This window comes from Stenotrophomonas sp. YJH_SMC_65, from assembly GCF_059369475.1.
Genome location: NZ_JCAFSR010000004.1, coordinates 41915 through 59665, shown reverse-complemented (window position 1 = coordinate 59665; position 17751 = coordinate 41915). Strand labels below are relative to the sequence as shown.

The window sequence follows — 17751 nt, the reverse complement described above, 5'->3', positions numbered from 1 at the left end:
CTCCATGGACGGATTCACGGCGTCCCCCGCGTACCCAACCCGACCGGCCCACGCGCGGCTTCTGCTTTACGCGACCACCCAGACACCACCCACGAGGGGCTGCGCCGTTGGCTGGAAACTTCCTGACTGCGCAACGCCCGTTGTGTAAGCGTTCTCACACCGATGCACGACAGCACGCCCGCTGACGAAAGTCCGTAAAAAACGTTAGCTGGTTCACACTTTTACACCGCGTTGATCTTGATCAATGGACTTGTCGTAATCGGCCTGCACAATGGCGGCCCGTTCGGCACGGCGCGCCGTCAATCGTTGCAGCGCGAGGGGGCGTCGGGCGGGAAGCAGTACTGATCCAACGGGTACAGGGAGCGCGGGGTACTGCCACTGGGGAGCGGCAGCCGCGCAGGTACCGACCGGATCCGGTCGCCGGTTGCGTCTGCGGGGATGGGGACGCAACCGGCAACCTCCATCTGAATGGGGAAGGGCGATCACGGTGCCTTCACATTTCCCGCTGGTCGCAGGCAAATCGTTGTGATTCATGGTGTTAGGGGTTTTAATTCATCCATGACCTGCTAACCTGCGACGATGATTCGACGCACTCTGGCCTGCATGCTCACCCTCGGCCTGGTCGCCTGCGCGACCCAGCCGAAGTCCCCACCGTCTTCGCCCCAGGCCAGCAGTACGCCGCGCCAGCCCGCCGCCAAGGCCCATGGCCCGGCCGAGGCCGCGCCTGAAGCCACCGCCGCCACCGCGGCGCCTGTCGATCTCACCCCGGTGCCGTTCGAGGTCGCACGGGCCCGCTTCATTGCCGATACCGCCAAGCGCTATGGCCTGAAGCCGGAGCAGATCAGCAGCGTGCTCGACCAGGCGCAGGTGCGCCAGCCGATCATCGCCGCGATGTCGCGCCCGGCCGAACGGGTCAAGCCGTGGAATGAGTACCGGCCGATGTTCATCAGCAAGGCGCGCATCGATGGCGGCCGCGCGTTCCTGGCCGAACACCGCGCCGAACTGGATCGCGTGCAGCAGCGCACCGGCGTGCCGGCCGAAGTGATCGTCGCGATCATCGGTGTGGAAACCAGCTACGGCAGGAATGCTGGCAGCCATCGTGTGCTCGATGCGCTGTACACGCTGGCGTTCTATTACCCGCGCAGCGGCGACCCGGCCAAGCTGGAACGCGAAGTGCGCCGCGAGCTGTTCTTCCGCGATGAGCTGGCCAAGCTGTTCGAGTTGGGCCACGAAGAGAAACTGGATATCACCACGCTCAAGGGCAGTTATGCCGGTGCGATGGGCATGGGCCAGTTCATGCCGTCCAGCTATCTCGACTACGCCGTGGACGGAAACGGTGATGGCCGCCGCGACCTGTTCACCAGCTACGACGACGTGTTCTCGTCCATCGCCAACTACTTCGTGAAGAAGGGCGGCTGGGTGCGTGGCGGGCAGGTGGCCGTGCCGGCCACGCTGGCGCCGGGCCGCGAGGAGTTCAATCCGACCGAATGGATGCCGACCTGGACGATGGCCGACCTGGCGCAGCGCGGCTACCAGCCGGGCGCGCCGGTGCAGCCGGGCGCCACCGCCACGCCGATCACGCTTGAAGGCAGCACCGGCAAGCAGTACTGGCTGGGCTTCCAGAACTACTACGCGATCACCCGCTACAACCTCTCGAAGATGTACGCGATGGCCGTGTTCCAGTTGTCCCAGGCCATCGCCGGACAGGAGCTGCCCCCGGCATGAACATCAGATGGCTGGTCCCAGGCTTGATCGTCCTCGCGCTGGCTGCCTGCAGCAGCGCGCCGAAGAAGCCGGCCACGGCCGGCCATGGTGGCAAGTCCGGCGGCACGCTGGTGCAGGGGCGTGGCTCGCGCCCGGCACACTGCCCGGAAGGGTCACCGTACGCGGCGGCCAAGGAAGACCTGAGCACCCGCGGCAACTACACTGCCGGTGGCCTGTACAAGCCGGGCGTGCGTGACAGCACGCCGGATTACATTCCCAACGTGGCCTGCATTCCCGAGCCGGAAGTGACCGCCGAGGAGCGCTCGGCGATCGGCAACAAGTCGCCGTACGTGGTGCTGGGGAAGTCGTACAAGGTGCTCGACGATACCCACGACTATGTCGAGCGCGGTACCGCGTCGTACTACGGCGCCAAGTTCCATGGCCGCCTGACCTCCAACCGCGAGGTCTACGACATGTACCAGTTCACCGCCGCGCACAAGACGCTGCCGCTGCCCAGCTTCGCCCGCGTGACCAACCTCGACAATGGCGAGTCGGTGATCGTGCGCGTCAACGACCGCGGCCCGTTCCACGATGGTCGCGTGGTCGATCTCAGTTATGCCGCCGCCGTGCGCCTGGGCATCACCCAGCGCGGTACCGGCAACGTGGAAGTGCGCGCGCTGCAGCCGGGCGAGAGCAACCTGCTGGCGCAGAAGCCGTCCCGCCGCGAGCGTCGTGCCGCCGAAGCGGCAGCTGCGGTGGCCAGTGCACGCCCGGCAGCGACCGCGCGCGCCACTGCCGACAGCGATATCGATCGCCTGGTCAAGCGCCTGCCGGCCGATGGCATGCCGGCACGCGGCCAGCCGGCCACCACCCAGGGCGTGGCCAGCACCGTGCCGGAGGTGGCGGTCAGCAGCCTGCCGCCGAGTGCACCGCTGGTGCGCAGCACCGCACCGGCGCCGATTGCAGTCGCCAGCGCCGCGCCGCGCGCCGTCGCGCCGGCACCCGTGCGCACCGTCGCCGCCACGCCGGCGGCACCCAGCCTGTCGCAGCAGGTGGTGGGCGCGGTGATGGTGCAGGTCGCCAGCTTCTCCAGTCGCGACAACGCCAACCGCGCGATGGGCCAGCTCAACGCTGCCGGCATCGTCGGCGCGACCATCAGCGACATCGCCGCCGGTGGCCGCACCCTGTTCCGTCTGCGCGTTCCTGCCAACGACCATGCCAGTGCCGCGGAACTTGCCGGCCGCATCGCCGGTCTGGGCCTGGGTTCGCCGCAGATCGTCAAGGATTGATCCGCCCGGGCCGGTGCTGCCGGCCCAGGCTCCCCCGGCCTTACAATGGCCGTTACGTTCCACCCTCCATTCCCGGCCGTCCCCTGGAGCCTGCTGTCCAATGAATTTCCGTTCCGCCGCCACCGCCCTGGCCGCCACCCTGGTGGTGGGCCTGGCTTCCGCCCAGACGCCGCTGCCGACCCCGGCCACGCCGGCGCCTGCCGCCGCCGCCGCCGCCCCGGCCACCGTCGCGACCCCGCCGGCCCCGGCCCCGAGCGTGTCCAAGGCCTGGGTCCTGATGGACTACGCCACCGGCCAGGTGCTGGCCGGCGAGAACATCCACGAGCAGCTGGCCCCGGCCAGCATCACCAAGGTGATGACGTCGTACGTGGTTGCCGCCGAGGTCAAGAACGGCAAGGTCCGTGCAGATGACCAGGTGATGATGAGCGAGCGCGCCTGGCGCGAAGGTGGCGCCGGTACCGACGGCAGCTACAGCGGCTTCCCGGTCAACCAGACCGCACGCCTGGAAGACATGGAAAAGGGCATGGCGATCCAGTCCGGCAATGACGCCGCGATCGCCCTGGCCGAGCATGTGGCCGGCAGCGAAGAGGCCTTTGCGTCGCTGATGAACAGCTACGCCGCCAAGATCGGCATGAAGGACTCGCACTTCGTCAACGCCCACGGCCTGACCGCACAGGGCCACCACAGCACCGCCTACGACCTGGCGCTGCTGGGCCGCGCGATGGTGCGTGATTACCCGGAAACCTACGCGTATAACAAGATCAAGGAATTCCAGGTCGGCAACATCAAGCAGCCGAACCGCAACCTGCTGCTGTGGCGCGATGGCAGCGTGGATGGCATCAAGACCGGCCACACGTCCGAAGCCGGCTACTGCCTGATGAGCTCGGCCCAGCGTGGCGACCAGCGCCTGATCGCCGTAGTGCTGGGTGGTGCGTCGGAGAAGCAGCGTGCCGACGACAGCCTGGCCCTGCTGAACTGGGGCTTCCGCTTCTTCGAGACCCACCGCCTGTACGAACCGGGCAAGGCCGTGGCCGAGCACAAGGTCTGGAAGGGCACCACCGACAAGGTACAGCTGGGCGTGGCCCAGCCGATGCTGGTGAGCGTGCCGCGCGGCCGCTACAACGATCTGAAGCCGAGCATCGACGTGCCCAAGACCCTGGAAGCACCGTTCACCGCCGGCCAGCAGATCGGCACCGTGAAGGTCACGCTGGATGGCAAGGTCATCGCCGAGGCACCGCTGGTGGCCGTGGCCGCCGTCGAGCAGGCCGGCTTCTTCAAGCGCCTGTGGGACAGCTTCTGGATGTGGTGGGAATCGGAATGATCCACGCCTTTGCGTGGTGAACGAAAAGGTCGGCCAATGCCGGCCTTTTCTGTTTCGGAAGGCCGCTTCCCCCCGCACGCGGGGGGTAGAGCCGGGCGCTGGCCGGCTCCCCAGCAACTCATCCGGAACTGCCGGCAGCCGGCCAGCGGCCGGCACCACCTGCAGCGCCTGACTTGCAGCGAGCGATGCGGTAACCGGTGTGCCGACCAACGGTCGGCACCTACCCGCTTCACCCTCAGCCCCTCGCCTACAGCGAGCGGCTGATGGTGAAACTGCCGAACACCGGCGATTGGCGCTGGCCGTTGAACTCTCGCGTGCTGTGGTAACGCGCAGCGGCGAACTTCCAGCGTCCGTACATCACGGCCACGCCATAGCCGCCGTAGGCCACCACATGGCGCTTGTCCACGCTGTGACTGTTGCGGAACGTGTTGCCATCCAGCGTAATGTCGCGGATCACCCAGGCCGCGTCCGAGGTCGCGAACAGGTGCCAGGACCAGCCATTGGGACGGCCGCTGCGGGTCGGTGCCGTGTTCTCACCGGCCGGGCGCAACGGCGTGCTGCCGAAGTCGTCCGGCAGCTTCCAGCCGAAGCGCACTTCACCGCCGAGGTTGGCCTTGGTTTCCAGATTGCCGATCGAGCCGCCGTAGTGGCTGATCGCGTCCCAACCCCAGCCGTCGGCATTGATGCTGGCATCACCCGGCCAGCGGCGCATGCGCTCATGGGTCAGCATGAACAGCGGCTCGTTGTGCAGCTGGTTGTCCCAGCCCTTGAATTTCTCGTCGCCCAGCACTTCGTGCACGGCATTCTGCACCTGCTTGCCCTGTGCCCACGGGCCAACTACGCCCAACGTCAGCTGGGTGGTCTGCAGGCGGTCGCCGCTGCGCGCATTGAAACCGAAGTTTGCGATCAGTACGCCCGCGTAAGGGCGGTCGTCCTCGATCAGGTCCCTGCGGCTGAAATCGGTCGGGGTGAAGATGCCCTGGCCGATGCTGAAGATCATGTTCTGCTGTTCGAACCTGCCCGGATGCAGGCCTTCCAGGTACTGGTTCACCCAGCGCGCCATGCGTGGAAGGCACGGGTCGTCGGTGTAATCGACCAGATTGGGCGAGACCAGGGTCAACAGCGCACCGTTGGTATAGCCCTGGTCCTGGTGGCGGCCGCCGAACAGGTCGTTGTCGACGCGGAAATTGACCTGCGGCGGGTGATCGCGCATCGCGTCCGGGCCACATTGTTCGGCCGCCTGGGCGGCAAAGGGGAGGGCAGAGGCCAGCAGGCCGGCCAGCCCGAGGGCTGCGACACTACGCATGGATGGAATGCTCATGGGGAAGGGGGCGGTTTTCTGTCGTTTTCTGCAACGCTACGGTACTCGTGCCCGCGCGCCGGAACGAGCACGTTGGGATCACTTGTCTGTTCCGAAAACAACATTGTCCGGCGGACACAATTCGTTACCCGCGCACGCGCCGCAGGCCTGGCGTGAAGGCGACTGCAGGCCGCGCGCACGATGCCCGGTCAGTGAGGGGCCGAAAGAACCAGTCAGCTGCCGTTGGGCTCTCCGCCCGCGCTTTTGGGCCAGCTGCAACGCAGCAGGCCGCCAGTGCTGTCTTTGACGTTGATGAATACTCTTGGGTTTGTTGCCCTGCGGCCCGATAATGGGGCCATGGAAATCAAGTCCGACAACCCCGACCACGGCTTCCAGTTCCCCGGCCAGTTCGAGCTCAGCGCCATGGGCCCGGCCAACCGCGGCCTGGAGCATGAGCTTCCCCGTCTGCTGCTGGCTGCCGGCATCGATGTGGTGAACGAACGCATCAGCTGGAAGCATTCGTCCAACGGCAAGTACGTGTCCGTCCGCATCGTGTTCAAGGCCGAGAGCCGCGAGCAGTACGACCTGGCGCACCAGGCACTGCGCGACCACCCGGAAGTGAAGTGGACGCTGTAGCCGACAGCTGCCCGGCCGAAGCCGCCCCGGAAGACCGCGCGCCGCGTCCGGCGGTGGTCCGCGACCTCGGCCGCCAGGCGTACGAGCCGGTGTGGCGCGCCATGCAGCGCTTCACCGACCAGCGCAGCGACGCCGACGCCGACGAACTGTGGGTAGTCGAGCACGATCCGGTGTTCACCCTGGGCCAGGCCGGCAAGGATGAGCACGTGCTGGCGCCGGGTGACATCCCCGTGCTGCACGTGGACCGTGGCGGCCAGGTGACCTATCACGGGCCCGGCCAGATCGTGGTCTACCCGCTGTTGCGCCTGCCGCGGCTGGGCATCGGTGTGCGCGACTACGTGTGCCGCATCGAGCAGGCCCTCATCGATACCCTGGCCGAGTGGAACATCGGCGCCGAACGCCGCGAGGGCGCCCCGGGCGTCTACGTCGGTGGCGCCAAGATCGCTGCGCTTGGCATCCGCGTGCGCCGCGGCTGCACCTTCCATGGCCTGGCCTTCAACGTGGCCATGGACCTGGAACCCTTCCACCGCATCAACCCCTGTGGCTATCAGGGGTTGCAGGTGACCTCGGTGGTAGACTTGGGCGGCCCCTCCGGGCTGGATGCCGTCAAGCCGGTGCTGCTGGACCACCTGGCCCGCCAGTTCGGCCTGCTGCTGCAGCACACGCCGGAACTGCCCGATCTTTCTGCGGCCGCCTGACCGCCCCCCGGAACTGCCATGACTGAAACCACCGCCCGTTCCATTCCCCTGCAGATCGTGCAGGGCGACTCTCCGTCCGCCGCGCCGTTGCAGGCCGGGGTCAAGCAGCTGGGCGGTGACAAGATCAACCGTTCGCCGGTGCAGTTCGCCGATGCGCCGGTGCTGCGCAAGCCGTCGTGGATCCGCGTGCGTATTCCCTCGGGCAACGCCGTGCAGAACCTGAAGGCCAAGCTGCGCGAGAACCGCCTGGTGACGGTGTGCGAGGAAGCCAGCTGCCCGAACATCCACGAATGCTTCGGCCATGGCACCGCCACCTTCATGATCCTCGGCGAGGTCTGCACCCGCCGCTGCTCGTTCTGCGACGTGGCCCATGGCCGCCCGAAGCCGCCGGATGCCAACGAACCGGCCAGCCTCGGCCAGACCGTGGCCGACATGGGCCTGAAGTACGTGGTGGTGACCAGCGTCGACCGCGATGACCTGCGTGACGGCGGTGCCCAGCACTTCGTCGACTGCATCACCGCCATCCGCGAAAAGTCGCCGGGTACCCGCATCGAAGTGCTGACCCCGGACTTCCGTGGCAAGGGCCGCATGGAGCGCGCGCTGGAGATCCTGGCGCAGAACCCGCCGGATGTGTTCAACCACAACATCGAGACCGTGCCGGACCTGTACCGCAACGTGCGCCCGGGTGCGGACTACCAGTGGTCGCTGAACCTGCTGAAGAACTTCAAGGCACAGCACCCGGACGTGCCGACCAAGAGCGGCATCATGCTGGGCCTGGGCGAAGACTTCGAACAGATCAAGGCCACCATGCGCGACCTGCGCGCGCACGATGTGGACATGATCACCATCGGCCAGTACCTGCAGCCGACCGCGCATCACCACCCGGTACTGAAGTACTGGACCCCCGAGGACTACAAGGCGCTGGAAGACTACGGCTACGCGCTGGGCTTCAGCCACGTGGCGTCCGGCCCGATGGTGCGCTCGTCGTACCACGCTGACGTGCAGGCCAAGGGCGCCGGCGTCTCCTGAGGTGGGTGCGGACCGTTGGTCCGCACGCCTCTGCCTGCCGTAGAGCCGAGCCCATGCTCGGCTGCTTGCTGCCGGCCAGCCGAGCATGGGCTCGGCTCTACCTGCATTCACAATTTGCTACACCGGCCCGGCTAGGCTGGTTTTCCACCGAGCGCGGCCGGATGACAAACCCGGCAACTTTCGGCACTGTCGTGGTGTCTGAACACCCTGCAGTCTCCCCCTTGGCAAGGCGCCTTCGAGCACGTCAATGAAATTCAAAGCCCCCGCATTCCTGATGGCCCTGGCGCTGGTCGCGCCGCTGGCGCTGGCGGCCAAGGCCGACTCGCCCGCATTGCCCGCGGCGGCCACCGCCGATCAGGTGACCACCTCCAAGCTGGTGTACGGCCTGTTGTCCGACAGCCGCTACGCCTACCGCCCGCGCGCGCTGGACGAGGCCACCTCCAAGGACGTGTTCAAGCGCTACCTGGAGACCCTGGACGGCGGCAAGCAGTACTTCACCCAGGCCGACGTGGCGCGCTTCGCGCCGTTCGAAGCCAACATCTCTTCGGCCATCCGTGGCGGCGAGCTGGAGCCGGCGTTCCAGGTGTTCGCGGTCTACAAGCAGCGCGTCGGCGAGCGCGTGGCCTATGCGCGCAAGCTGCTCAAGCAGGAGCCGGACTTCACCACCGACGAGCGCTTCGAATACGACCGCAAGAAGGTTCCGTGGGCGGCCAGCAGTGCCGAACTGGATGAGCTGTGGCGCAAGTCGGTGAAGAACGACTGGCTGCGCCTGAAGCTGGCCGGCAAGAAGCCGGACGACATCCGCAAGACGCTGGACAAGCGCTACGCGACGCTGGAGAAGTCGGTCAACGAGCTGAAGGGCGAAGACGTCTTCCAGTTCTTCATGAACGCCTACACCAGCGCTGTCGATCCGCACACCGACTACTTCACCCCGCGCACCGCCGAGAACTTCAACCAGGCGATGTCGCTGTCGCTGGAAGGCATCGGTGCGCAGCTGCAGCGGCAGGACGACATGGTGGTGATCCGCGAGATCATCGCCGGTGGTCCGGCCGCAGTGGACGGCACCCTGAAGCCGGGGGACCGCATCGTCGGCGTTGGCCAGGGCAAGTCCGGCCTGGTCGAGGATGTGATCGGCTGGCGCATCGACGACGTCGTGGCCAAGATCCGCGGTGCCAAGGATACCCAGGTCAAGCTGGAATTCATCCCGGCCGCCGAGGGCGTGGACGGCAAGCACCACACGCTGGTCCTGACCCGCCAGAAGGTGCGCCTGGCCGAACAGGCCGCCAAGGGCGAGACCATGAGCATCCCGGCCGCCAACGGCGAACCGGCGCGCAGGATCGGCGTGATCAAGCTGCCGACCTTCTACCAGGACTTCGAAGGCCGTCGCCGCAATGCCGCTGACTACGCCTCGGCCACCCGTGACGTCGCCAAGCTGCTGGCCGGCTTCAGGAACGACAAGCTGGATGGCGTGGTGCTGGACCTGCGCAACAACGGGGGGGGCTCGCTGGATGAAGCGATCGAACTGACCGGCCTGTTCATTGAACAGGGCCCGGTGGTGCAGGTGCGCGAGTCCGGTGGCCGCGTTACCGTCAACAGCGACCGCAACCAGGGCGTGGCGTGGGATGGCCCGCTGGCGGTGCTGATCAACCGCGGTTCGGCCTCGGCCTCGGAGATCTTCGCCGGTGCCATCCAGGACTACGGCCGTGGCCTGGTGATCGGTGAAACCAGCTTCGGCAAGGGCACCGTGCAGAACATCGTCGACCTCGATCGCTGGCCGAGCGGCGAGACCCAGCGCTTCGGCCAGGTCAAGCTGACCATCGCCCAGTTCTTCCGCATCAGCGGCAGCAGCACCCAGCACAAGGGTGTGGTGCCGGACCTGGCCTTCCCGGCCAGCGTCGATGCCACCGAATTCGGCGAAAGCACCTACGACAACGCCCTGCCGTGGACCCGCATCGCCGCCGTGCCGCACACCCAGTACGGCAACTTCGCGCCGCTGCTGCCGAAGCTGGAGACCCGCCACGACGCGCGCATCGCCACTGACAAGGAATTCCAGTGGTGGAACGAGGACGTGGAGCAGTTCCGCACCGAGGCCGCGAAGAAGTACATCTCGCTCAACGAGGCGACCCGTCGTGCCGAGCGCGAGCGCCAGGACGCCCAGCGCAAGGAGCGCCAGGTGCAGCGCAAGGAACTGGGCCTGGCCCTGGACCCGCTGGCCGACGACAGCAGCGACGATGGCCTGACCGGCAACGAGCGCGACATCGTGAAGGATGCTGCCCGTGAGAAGGCCGCTGAAAAGCGTCCGGACCCGCTGCTGCGCGAGTCGGCCTCGATCCTCGCTGACGCGGTCAATCTGCTGGCCAATGACCGTCCGCTGTCGGCCCAGGTGCTGCCGCAGTCCACCGGCGCGGGGCGCTGGGCGGACTGAGCCGGCCACGGCATGTGACACTCAGGGGCCGGCATTGCCGGCCCCTCGGCGTAAAAGGGGACGGAGGGAATTAAGTCGTTTGTGGCACAAACGACTTAATTCCCTCCGTCCCCTTTTTCGTGCATGAACCGGGAGCAACGTGGGAGGGTATGTCGACCTGCCGCACACGGGGGTGGGACTACCCTTGGTGCTTCCGTTCTCGCAGGAGTACCCATGCGGGCCTCCCGTCTTTCCAGCGCCGCCGTGGCGCTCACCAGCGCCCTGATCCTCTCGGCCTGCGGTGGCCGTGCCGCCGACAGCACCGTGTTGCGCGAGTCCTTCGATTCCGGCGATACCTTCTCGCGCACGGTCGATGGGCGCCCGGGCGAAGCCTGCGAAGCGGCGCGCCGCACGCTGCTCAGCCAGGGCTATGCCATCGCCCGTTCCGACGATGCACAGGTGGAAGGCAACAAGAACTTCCAGCCGCGCGAGGATGACCATGAGCAGCTGGTGCTGCGCATCTCCTGCGCCCCGCGTGGCGGCCAGACGCTGGTGTTCGTCAGCGCAGTGCAGGATCGCTACGCGCTGAAGAAGAGCCCGACCTCGGCCAGTGTCGGTGTGGGAGCGCTGGGTTCGGTATCGCTGCCCTTCGGCAGCAACGACGACTCGCTGGTGAAGGTGGCCAGCAGCACGGTCACCGATGCCGAGTTCTATCGTCGCTTCTTCCAGCGCCTGCAGCAGTACCTGCCGGCCGCGGCGGGCAAGCCGTCGCCATCGCCGGCGGCGCCACCGGAGCCCGCACCCGCACCGGCGGTCACGGACCAGGGCTGAGCGTGCGCGGCAGGTGGCTGATTGCAGCCCTGCTGCTGGCGCCCGCGTGGGTCGTCGCAGCGCCATCCCCGGACTGTACGCAGGGCCTGCTGCAGCGGTTGGGGTGGCGCTTCGAGGATGCCGGGCTGCGTGCACCGCAGGTACACAAGGGCCCGGTGTGTACGCGTTCCTCGCTCGCCGCGGCACAGGCAGCGGGTGACCTGCGCGTACGCTGGCCGGCGGATCTGCCTGCAGGCGAACGACAGGCACTGCTGCAGCAGCTGCTGGAAGACCCTGCTACGGTCTGCGCCTATGCCTTCGAGCTGGGGGCGGCCACGCGGCGCGCGACCTCGGCATTGCAGGGCAATGCCACGTTCCGTTTCTCCGGCCCGCAACTGGGCTGGATCGGCTTTGGTCTGCGCGGCGCGCCGGCACAGGGCTGGCAGCGTACGCGCAGTTTCGGCCGTGGCTTCGTGCCCAGTGCGGGCAACAGCCATGCGCTGCAGGCGTTCTACAGCGGTGCCGTGCGCGCCGAGTGCGGTGTCGGCCGCCAGGTCGCGCAGCTGGCCACCCAGCGCGAGCTGTATGGCGATGCTGCGTTCGATACGGAGTTCGCAGCGGATGAACTGTCGATCGGCACCTTCCTCGCGCTGCACGCCACCGACAGCATCCTGCTTGGCGCGCACGCGGGCGAGTTCTTCGCCGACGGCAAGGCGGTGCGCACCTCGGCGATGGGGCGGCAGGCGTTCGTGGGTGTGCCCGGCTTCATCGAACATGTGTACGACAACGGTACGCTGGATGACCTGAGCAACCAGGCCGAGAACTTCGTGGTCGTCACTGTGGGCGAGGGCGCTGCGCAGGCCCTGGCGCAGCACGGCGGCCTGGCCTGGTACGACCAGCGCAATGCCGAACTCTGGAACCTGGCGCAGGACATCCCGCGCATCGGCCAGCGCTACTTCGAGCGCCTGCTGTTCGAGCGCGATCCGCAGTTGCGCGCACGGCTGGCGCCGCGCTACCACGACACGCTCGCGCGCATGGACCAGCTGCTGGACGATCCGTTCTACCAGCAGTTCGTGATCTATGTGCATCCACGCGGTATACGTCCCATCGGCTACCACGTCGCCCGCCTGCTCGATCGCAACCCGCGAACCCCGTTTTCAATCGACCTGGCGGTGCACAATCTGCATACCACGCTCTACCGGCGTTGGCGCGAGGCGCAGCTGCGCCATTGCGCGGCTACCGGCAGGCCAGGCAGCCTGACCCTAGACCCCAACTGAAGGTGAAACAATGGATATTGCAATGATCGGCCTCGGCCGCATGGGCGCCAACATGGCCCAGCGCCTGCATCGCGGCGGCCACCGCGTGGTCGGCTACGACCCGGGCGAAGGCGCCCGCCAGCGCGCCGCCGAGGCCGGCCTGGAGGTGGTTGATTCGCTGGCCGCCGCCGTGGCCGCGCTGCCGGTGCCGCGCGTGGTGTGGCTGATGGTACCGGCCGGCGAAACCGTCGACCAGACGCTGGGCCAGCTGACCCCGCACCTGGCCGAGGGTGACATCGTCATCGACGGCGGCAACTCCAACTACCAGGACTCGATCCGCCGCGCCAAGGCGCTGGCCGAGGACGATCTGGGCTACGTCGACTGCGGCACCAGCGGTGGCGTGTGGGGCCTGCAGGAGGGCTACAGCCTGATGGTCGGTGGCGAAGCGTCGGTGGTGGAGCAGATCGCACCGTTGCTGCGCACGCTGGCCCCGGCCGAAGATCGTGGCTGGGGGCGCGTCGGCCCGTCCGGTGCCGGCCACTTCACCAAGATGGTCCACAACGGCATCGAGTACGGAATGATGCAGGCCTATGCCGAAGGCTTCGCGCTGATGGAGCGCAAGCAGGAGATGGAACTGGACCTGGCGCAGGTGGCCGAGGTGTGGCGCCACGGCAGCGTGGTGCGTTCGTGGCTGCTGGACCTGAGCACGGAAGCCCTCAAGCGCAATCCTTCGCTGGATGGCATTGCCCCGTATGTGGAGGATTCCGGCGAAGGCCGCTGGACCGTGGCCGAAGCCATCGCGCTGGATGTGCCGGCGCCGGTGATCACGCTGTCGCTGCTGGAACGCCTGCGCTCGCGCGAATCGAATTCGTTCACCGACCGCCTGCTGTCGGCGATGCGCAATGAATTCGGTGGCCACGCCATCAAGAAGTCGTAAGCACTGCGGTGGCGTCAGAGCCCTTCGGCGTTGCCGAAGGGATCCGGCCCCAGGCAGATCGGGGTCGGATCCCTTTCCGCCGGAACGGGCTCTGACCCCATGCAGCCAATCGAGCATGGCTCGACTCTACAGAAGCCTGCTCCGATCGCTTCCACGTTGACGTGTCGACCAAGGTCGACACCTACCGTCGGGCGCGGATAACTGTCGAAGGCGGGGGGGGCCGCCATCTCACGGGTAGCCGTTTTTTGCCGTTGCTGTTGAGGTTGCCGGCCAGCGGCCGGCACTACCGTTTCTGCGGGTGCAGGGCGCAGCCCTGCCGATCACCCCAACGCGATCCGGCGCCCTTCGCGCGCGCTGTCCATGCCGGCCTGCAGCAACCGCATCAGCTGCAGCGCCTGCACCGGGCTGACCGTGGCTTCGCCCTCGCCGTGCATCGCCGCTGCGAACTGCGCATACAACCGGCGATAGTCGCCGGGCAGGTTGTCGACGGTGCTGCGTTGCACGTTGTCTTCGGTATCGCAGCGCACCAGCTCGCCATGCCGCGGATCGAGGCCCCAGCCTGGCGCACCCGGCGCCACGCCGCGGCGCAGCTGCGCCTCCTGCACGTCCAGGCCGTGCTTGATCCAGCTGGCGGCGCTGCCATGCACACTGAAGTGCGGCGTCTGCGCTGCCACCAGGGAACCGGCGTGGACGATCGCCCGATGCCGTGGGTAGTGCAGTATCGCGTGGAAGTAATCGATGCCGCCGCCACCTTCGCGCTGCACGGCCAGGTCGGCATCGATTGCCTCGGGCCAGCCGAACAGCACCAGCATCTGGTCCAGCAGGTGCGGACCGAGGTCGTACCACAGGCCACTGCCGGGCCCGTCCTGTTCGCGCCAGCGGTCGCGCACCTGCGGACGGTAACGGTCGAAGTGCGCGTGGCACTCGGCCACGTCGCCCAAGCTGCCTTCGGCCAGCAGCGACTGCAGGGTGAGGAAGTCGGCATCGAAACGCCGGTTCTGGAACACGGTGGCGATGCGCCCGGCATCGCGTGCCGCAGCCAGCACCGTTTCCGCTTCGGCCACATCCAGCGCGAACGGCTTGTCGACCAGCACATGCTTGCCTGCCGCCAGCGCCGTGATGGCCAGTGGCGCGTGCTGTTCGTTCGGCGTGGCGATCACTACGGCATCCACGGCCGGATCATCGAATACCTGCTGCGGCGTGGCACGCACGTGCACATCGCTGAACGTCCGCAGCAGGGTGTCGCGTTGTGAACTGACGATGCTGTGCAGCGCCAGCCCGGGGGTGTGCTGGATCAGCGGTGCATGGAAGACGCGGCCGGCGAGGCCGTAGCCGATCAGGGCCAGTTGCAGGTCGGGGCGCATGGCAGGGCTCCGGCAGTGGGAAGGGCAGGGTAAACGACGGGTGCTGGCCGTCCAAAACTGAACGGTTGCCATTGGAAACGTTTCGATTCACGGCGGCATGACCGCAACGCCACGCCTGCTCTACGGTGGGTTGTCCAGACTGGCAGCACATTCCGAAGGAGTACGACACGATGAGCAATACCACCCGCACGCTGATTGCTTCCGCCCTGACCCTGGGCCTGGCGCTGTCCTCCTCGGCCGCATTCGCCAAGGACCCGGCCGCGAAGAGCCCGCCGACCAGCACCCATCCGACGACCCATGCTGATCGTCACGACTCCAATGAGCCGGTGACCGATACCTGGATCACCACCAAGGTGAAGGCCGATCTGCTGGCCAGCAGCAACGTTCCGGGCACCGAGATCAAGGTGGAAACCGTGAACGGCGTGGTCAGCCTGAGCGGTGCCGTCGCTACGCAGGCGGAGAAGGACAAGGCGGTCAACACCGCCAAGGGCATCAAGGGCGTGACCCGCGTCGATGCCGCCGCGCTTAAGGTCAGCGCCGCTGCCAAGCGCTGAGCATCCACCGCGCGTTGAACAGGGTGGGCGCCCCGAAGGGGGCGCCCACTCGCGTATGGGGCCGGCTGCGGGGCCCGTTCAGCCTGCCGCGCTTTGGGCTCCAGAGTTGTGACCGCCTGCGCTATATTGCCGGTTCCGCCGCAGCCGGGCTCGTCCCGGGTCCCGCTCCGCGGCCGTGCTGACGAGGAACTATGGCGCTGGTTTTCAGTGACGACATCTGGGACCGCTGGCGGTTGCCGGCCCTGGCGCTGGCGGCTGCCGCGATCATCGTGGTGCCGTGGTTGACCCTGCGCAAACTGCAGCAGGACAGCGAAGAGGCGATGGCCTGGGTCAACCATACCCAGTCCGTTGGCGTGGCGCTGCAACAGCTGCAGGCCGATGTGCGCGACGTCGAATCCGCCGCCCTGACCCTGTCCAAGGGCGTGGATGCGCCCGGCCTGCGCGAGCGGATGGCCAAGGCCAACGAGATCCCCGGGCGCCTGGCCGAACTGGGCCGGATGACGCGTGACAATCCCGATCAGCTGATCCGCATTGGTCGGATCGAATCGATGCTCGAAGGCCGCATGGCGCTTGCCCGCGAGCTGGCCCGGTCCGAACCGAACTCCGACCAGCGTGAGCTGGTGCAGGACCTGAGCACGCGTTATCCGATCCGTGGCCTGGTGGAGGAGCTGCAGGCCAGCGAGCAGAATCTGCTGGCACTGCGCGCCCAGCAGGCCGCGCGCCAGCGCAAGCAGACCGAACTGGTGTCGTGGAGTTCGCTGGCGATCCAGCTGGCCCTGCTCGGCCTGGTGCTGTGGCTGCTGCAGCGGCAGATCGGCCGCCGCCTGCATGCGGAACGGCAATCGCTGCGCTCGGCCGCACGCGCGGCGTCGGTGCTGCAGACCGTGCGCGAACCGATTGTGCTGCTCGACCGCGACCTGCGCGTGCAGCTGCACAACCCGGCGTTCGCCGAACTGTATGACCTGCAGGACGAGCGCGCCGATGGCCTGCTGCTGGAAAACATCGGCGACGGCGCCTGGCGGGATCCGGTGGTGCGCCAGCGCCTGGCCGATGTGCTGTCGCGTGGCCGCGAACTCTGGGACTTCGAGCATGAGCAGCGTACCGCCGTTGGCATGGTGCGCTATATGCTGCTCAACGCACGGCGCATGCCGCTGCCCGACACCGATGACGAAGTGGTGCTGCTGACCATCAGCGACGTCACCATGCAGCGCGCAGTGCAGCTGCGCGTGGAAGAGCTGAACCGCCAGCTGGAGGGCAAGGTCGCGCAGGTGTCCGAGGTCAACCGCGAGCTGGAAGCCTTCAGCTACTCGGTTTCGCATGACCTGCGTGCGCCGCTTCGCCACGTGGCCGGATTCTCCGACAAGCTGTCGCGCCACCTCGGCGACGCCGCCGATGACAAGAGCCGGCATTACCTGGAGGTGATCTCCAGTTCGGCCCGGCGCATGGCGGCGCTGATCGACGACCTGCTGGTCTATTCGCGGCTGGGCCGCGCAGCGATGCGCCAGCAGGCGGTGGACATGCAGTCGCTGGTGGCCGATACCCGCGCCATGCTCGATGCCAACCTGCAGGCCGAGGCCGAGAACAGCGGCCATGCGCACCACGTGGAGTGGAGCATCGCGCCGCTGCCGATCGTGGTGGGCGACGAGAACATGATCCGCCAGGTCTGGCTGAACCTGCTCGGCAACGCGGTGAAGTACTCGGGCAACCGCGAGCCGGCGAAGATCCGCGTGGACTACCAGCCGCAGCCCGATGGCGGCCATCAGTTCACGGTCAGCGACAATGGTGCAGGCTTTGACATGGCCTACGCCGGCAAGCTGTTTGGTGTATTCCAGCGCCTGCACAAGGCCAGCGACTACCCGGGTACCGGCATCGGCCTGGCCAGCGTGCGCCGCGTGCTGACCCGCCATGGCGGCCGTATCTGGGCCGAGGCCGAACCGGACGTCGGCGCCACCTTCCACTTCTACCTGCCTCCCGCGATCGACGCGGACAAACAAGGGCCTTCTGCATGACCACTCTGCGCACCATTCTTCTCGCCGAAGACAGCCCGGCGGATGCCGAAATGGCGATCGATGCCCTGGAAGAGGCGCGTCTGGCCAATCCCATCGTGCACGTCGAAGACGGCGTGGAAGTGATGGACTACCTGCTGCGCCGCGGCGCCTTCGCCAATCGCGAGGAAGGCCTGCCGGCGGTGCTGCTGCTGGACATCAAGATGCCGCGCATGGATGGCCTGGAAGTGCTTCGGCAGATCCGCGAGCATGAAGAACTCAAGCGCCTGCCGGTGGTGATCCTGTCGTCCTCGCGCGAGGAAAGCGATCTGGCCCGCAGCTGGGACATGGGCGTGAACGCCTACGTGGTCAAGCCGGTGGACGTGGACCAGTTCTTCGGCGCGGTGCAGACCCTGGGCAAGTTCTGGGCGTTGATCAACCAGGCACCGGAACTCGAGTGAGCC

16 protein-coding genes are annotated in these 17751 nt (G+C 67.3%); 13 read left to right on the top strand and 3 right to left on the bottom strand.

The annotated features are described in order from the left end of the window. Positions 1-213: 213 nt before the first annotated feature. Positions 214-534: a DUF8588 domain-containing protein gene (locus tag AC5P7A_RS08350; protein ID WP_414615787.1), complete on the bottom strand. Its 321-nt coding sequence runs from the start codon at positions 532-534 to the stop codon at positions 214-216. Between the two features lie 45 nt (positions 535-579). Between AC5P7A_RS08350 and mltB the strand changes: the two genes are divergently transcribed. The 3 genes from mltB to AC5P7A_RS08335 all read left to right on the top strand — a co-directional run bounded on the left by mltB (position 580) and on the right by AC5P7A_RS08335 (position 4314). Beyond that, complete coding sequence (mltB, locus tag AC5P7A_RS08345) at positions 580-1725, top strand: lytic murein transglycosylase B (protein WP_032957863.1); 1146 nt, start codon at positions 580-582, stop codon at positions 1723-1725. Then, positions 1722-2993, top strand: coding sequence for a septal ring lytic transglycosylase RlpA family protein (locus AC5P7A_RS08340; RefSeq protein WP_495220032.1), 1272 nt, complete (start codon positions 1722-1724; stop codon positions 2991-2993). The genes mltB and AC5P7A_RS08340 overlap by 4 nt, the downstream gene beginning before the upstream one ends. Before the next feature lie 100 nt (positions 2994-3093). Continuing rightward, entirely contained in the window at positions 3094-4314 is a 1221-nt protein-coding gene (locus AC5P7A_RS08335; RefSeq protein ID WP_014648443.1) for a D-alanyl-D-alanine carboxypeptidase family protein, read from the top strand. 247 nt (positions 4315-4561) lie between these two features. Here the strand turns inward: AC5P7A_RS08335 and AC5P7A_RS08330 are convergent, their stop codons facing one another. Then, positions 4562-5620, bottom strand: coding sequence for a lipid A deacylase LpxR family protein (locus AC5P7A_RS08330; protein WP_080281880.1), 1059 nt, complete (start codon positions 5618-5620; stop codon positions 4562-4564). A 351-nt stretch (positions 5621-5971) separates the two neighbouring features. Here AC5P7A_RS08330 and AC5P7A_RS08325 point away from each other — a divergent pair, with 351 nt between their 5' ends. The 7 genes from AC5P7A_RS08325 to gnd all read left to right on the top strand — a co-directional run bounded on the left by AC5P7A_RS08325 (position 5972) and on the right by gnd (position 13384). After that, positions 5972-6250, top strand: coding sequence for a YbeD family protein (locus AC5P7A_RS08325; protein ID WP_005411067.1), 279 nt, complete (start codon positions 5972-5974; stop codon positions 6248-6250). Next, positions 6238-6948, top strand: a complete 711-nt coding sequence (gene lipB / locus AC5P7A_RS08320; protein WP_014648440.1) for a lipoyl(octanoyl) transferase LipB — start codon at positions 6238-6240, stop codon at positions 6946-6948. The genes AC5P7A_RS08325 and lipB overlap by 13 nt, the downstream gene beginning before the upstream one ends. An 18-nt stretch (positions 6949-6966) precedes the next feature. Next, positions 6967-7977 (top strand): lipoyl synthase, encoded by a 1011-nt coding sequence (gene lipA / locus AC5P7A_RS08315; RefSeq protein WP_014648439.1) that lies wholly within the window; start codon positions 6967-6969, stop codon positions 7975-7977. 247 nt (positions 7978-8224) lie between these two features. Continuing rightward, positions 8225-10402, top strand: a complete 2178-nt coding sequence (locus tag AC5P7A_RS08310) for a carboxy terminal-processing peptidase (protein WP_142235160.1) — start codon at positions 8225-8227, stop codon at positions 10400-10402. Positions 10403-10615: 213 nt separating this feature from the next. After that, complete coding sequence (locus AC5P7A_RS08305) at positions 10616-11212, top strand: DUF2242 domain-containing protein (protein ID WP_164077479.1); 597 nt, start codon at positions 10616-10618, stop codon at positions 11210-11212. A 2-nt stretch (positions 11213-11214) separates the two neighbouring features. Further along, positions 11215-12468, top strand: a complete 1254-nt coding sequence (locus tag AC5P7A_RS08300; RefSeq protein WP_126411370.1) for a hypothetical protein — start codon at positions 11215-11217, stop codon at positions 12466-12468. A 10-nt stretch (positions 12469-12478) separates the two neighbouring features. Next, positions 12479-13384 carry a phosphogluconate dehydrogenase (NAD(+)-dependent, decarboxylating) gene (gene gnd, locus AC5P7A_RS08295; protein WP_014648435.1) on the top strand — a complete coding sequence of 302 codons (906 nt, stop codon included), beginning with the start codon at positions 12479-12481 and terminating at the stop codon, positions 13382-13384. Between the two features lie 320 nt (positions 13385-13704). Here gnd and AC5P7A_RS08290 read toward each other — a convergent pair whose 3' ends face one another. Continuing rightward, positions 13705-14748, bottom strand: coding sequence for an oxidoreductase (locus AC5P7A_RS08290; RefSeq protein ID WP_049439961.1), 1044 nt, complete (start codon positions 14746-14748; stop codon positions 13705-13707). A 170-nt stretch (positions 14749-14918) separates the two neighbouring features. Between AC5P7A_RS08290 and AC5P7A_RS08285 the strand changes: the two genes are divergently transcribed. The 3 genes from AC5P7A_RS08285 (at position 14919) to AC5P7A_RS08275 (ending at position 17748) form a co-directional block, all read left to right on the top strand. Continuing rightward, complete coding sequence (locus AC5P7A_RS08285; protein ID WP_014648433.1) at positions 14919-15302, top strand: BON domain-containing protein; 384 nt, start codon at positions 14919-14921, stop codon at positions 15300-15302. A gap of 191 nt (positions 15303-15493) precedes the next feature. Then, entirely contained in the window at positions 15494-17311 is a 1818-nt protein-coding gene (locus AC5P7A_RS08280) for a sensor histidine kinase (RefSeq protein WP_142235163.1), read from the top strand. Then, positions 17308-17748 carry a response regulator gene (locus AC5P7A_RS08275; RefSeq protein ID WP_005411057.1) on the top strand — a complete coding sequence of 147 codons (441 nt, stop codon included), beginning with the start codon at positions 17308-17310 and terminating at the stop codon, positions 17746-17748. The genes AC5P7A_RS08280 and AC5P7A_RS08275 overlap by 4 nt, the downstream gene beginning before the upstream one ends. Positions 17749-17751: the final 3 nt, after the last annotated feature.